This window comes from Vibrio sp. 10N.261.51.F11, from assembly GCF_041471665.1.
Classification (GTDB): Bacteria; Pseudomonadota; Gammaproteobacteria; order Enterobacterales; family Vibrionaceae; genus Vibrio; species Vibrio crassostreae_C.
The window spans coordinates 1-2939 of sequence record NZ_JBFROW010000042.1; the positions used below are offsets into that span (position 1 = coordinate 1).

Below are 2939 nucleotides of genomic sequence, written 5' to 3' on the forward strand. Positions count from 1 at the left end.
ACCCTTTCGGGTTGTATGGTTAAGTGACTAAGCGTACACGGTGGATGCCTTGGCAGTCAGAGGCGATGAAAGGCGTAATAACTTGCGATAAGCCCAGATTAGGTAGTAATAACCTTTTGAGTCTGGGATTCCTGAATGGGGAAACCCACTTACATAAGTAAGTATCCTGTTGTGAATACATAGCAACAGGAGGCAAACCGGGGGAACTGAAACATCTAAGTACCCCGAGGAAGAGAAATCAACCGAGATTCCGAAAGTAGCGGCGAGCGAAATTGGATTAGCCCTTAAGCTTTTAATGATGCAGGTGAAGAGTCTGGAAAGTCTCGCAGTAAAGGGTGATAGCCCCGTAACCGACACATCATAATCAGTGAAAACGAGTAGGGCGGGACACGTGATATCCTGTCTGAATATGGGGGGACCATCCTCCAAGGCTAAATACTACTGACTGACCGATAGTGAACCAGTACCGTGAGGGAAAGGCGAAAAGAACCCCTGTGAGGGGAGTGAAATAGAACCTGAAACCGTGTACGTACAAGCAGTAGGAGCACCTTCGTGGTGTGACTGCGTACCTTTTGTATAATGGGTCAGCGACTTAATTTTAGTAGCAAGGTTAACCGTTTAGGGGAGCCGTAGGGAAACCGAGTCTTAACTGGGCGTACAGTTGCTAGGATTAGACCCGAAACCAGGTGATCTAGCCATGGGCAGGTTGAAGGTTGAGTAACATCAACTGGAGGACCGAACCGACTAATGTTGAAAAATTAGCGGATGACTTGTGGCTAGGGGTGAAAGGCCAATCAAACCTGGAGATAGCTGGTTCTCCCCGAAAGCTATTTAGGTAGCGCCTCGGACGAATACTACTGGGGGTAGAGCACTGTTAAGGCTAGGGGGTCATCCCGACTTACCAACCCTTTGCAAACTCCGAATACCAGTAAGTACTATCCGGGAGACACACGGCGGGTGCTAACGTCCGTCGTGGAGAGGGAAACAACCCAGACCGCCAGCTAAGGTCCCAAAGTATAGCTAAGTGGGAAACGATGTGGGAAGGCTCAGACAGCCAGGATGTTGGCTTAGAAGCAGCCATCATTTAAAGAAAGCGTAATAGCTCACTGGTCGAGTCGGCCTGCGCGGAAGATGTAACGGGGCTAAGCTATACACCGAAGCTGCGGCTACGTACCTTAGGGTATGTGGGGTAGGGGAGCGTTCTGTAAGCCGTTGAAGGTGGTCTGTAAGGGCTGCTGGAGGTATCAGAAGTGCGAATGCTGACATGAGTAACGATAAAGGGAGTGAAAAACTCCCTCGCCGGAAGACCAAGGGTTCCTGTCCAACGTTAATCGGGGCAGGGTAAGTCGACTCCTAAGGCGAGGCCGAAAGGCGTAGTCGATGGGAAACGGGTTAATATTCCCGTACTTCTTACAATTGCGATGGGGGGACGGAGAAGGCTAGGTGGGCCTGGCGACGGTTGTCCAGGTTCAAGTACGTAGGCGGGTGGTTTAGGTAAATCCGGACCGCTACTAACGCTGAGATACGATGTCGAGCTACTACGGTAGTGAAGTCATTGATGCCATGCTTCCAGGAAAAGCCTCTAAGCTTCAGATTGTAAGGAATCGTACCCCAAACCGACACAGGTGGTCGGGTAGAGAATACCAAGGCGCTTGAGAGAACTCGGGTGAAGGAACTAGGCAAAATGGTACCGTAACTTCGGGAGAAGGTACGCTCTTATCAGTGAAGTCCCTTGCGGATGGAGCAGACGAGAGTCGCAGATACCAGGTGGCTGCAACTGTTTATTAAAAACACAGCACTGTGCAAAATCGTAAGATGACGTATACGGTGTGACGCCTGCCCGGTGCCGGAAGGTTAATTGATGGGGTTAGACTTCGGTCGAAGCTCTTGATCGAAGCCCCGGTAAACGGCGGCCGTAACTATAACGGTCCTAAGGTAGCGAAATTCCTTGTCGGGTAAGTTCCGACCTGCACGAATGGCGTAATGATGGCCACGCTGTCTCCACCCGAGACTCAGTGAAATTGAAATCGCTGTGAAGATGCAGTGTACCCGCGGCTAGACGGAAAGACCCCGTGAACCTTTACTACAGCTTGGCACTGAACATTGAACCTACATGTGTAGGATAGGTGGGAGACTATGAAACCGCGTCGCTAGATGTGGTGGAGTCGTCCTTGAAATACCACCCTTGTAGTTTTGATGTTCTAACGTTGGTCCCTGAATCGGGATTACGGACAGTGCCTGGTGGGTAGTTTGACTGGGGCGGTCTCCTCCCAAAGAGTAACGGAGGAGCACGAAGGTGGGCTAAACACGGTTGGACATCGTGTGGTTAGTGCAATGGCATAAGCCCGCTTGACTGCGAGAATGACAATTCGAGCAGGTGCGAAAGCAGGTCATAGTGATCCGGTGGTTCTGAATGGAAGGGCCATCGCTCAACGGATAAAAGGTACTCCGGGGATAACAGGCTGATACCGCCCAAGAGTTCATATCGACGGCGGTGTTTGGCACCTCGATGTCGGCTCATCACATCCTGGGGCTGAAGTCGGTCCCAAGGGTATGGCTGTTCGCCATTTAAAGTGGTACGCGAGCTGGGTTTAGAACGTCGTGAGACAGTTCGGTCCCTATCTGCCGTGGGCGTTGGAAAATTGAAAGGGGCTGCTCCTAGTACGAGAGGACCGGAGTGGACGAACCTCTGGTGTTCGGGTTGTCATGCCAATGGCATTGCCCGGTAGCTAAGTTCGGAATCGATAACCGCTGAAAGCATCTAAGCGGGAAGCGAGCCTTGAGATGAGTTTTCCCTGGCGCTATAAGCGTCCTAAAGGGTTGTCGTAGACTACGACGTTGATAGGCAGGGTGTGTAAGTGCTGCGAGGCATTGAGCTAACCTGTACTAATTGCCCGTGAGGCTTAACCATACAACACCCAAGGGGTTTTGTGGACTCA

General features: G+C 51.3%; 1 rRNA gene. It reads left to right on the forward strand.

What is annotated here, in order from left to right:
• The first annotated feature begins 17 nt into the window (after positions 1-17).
• Positions 18-2911 (forward strand): 23S ribosomal RNA (locus AB4351_RS14525).
• Positions 2912-2939 lie beyond the last annotated feature (28 nt).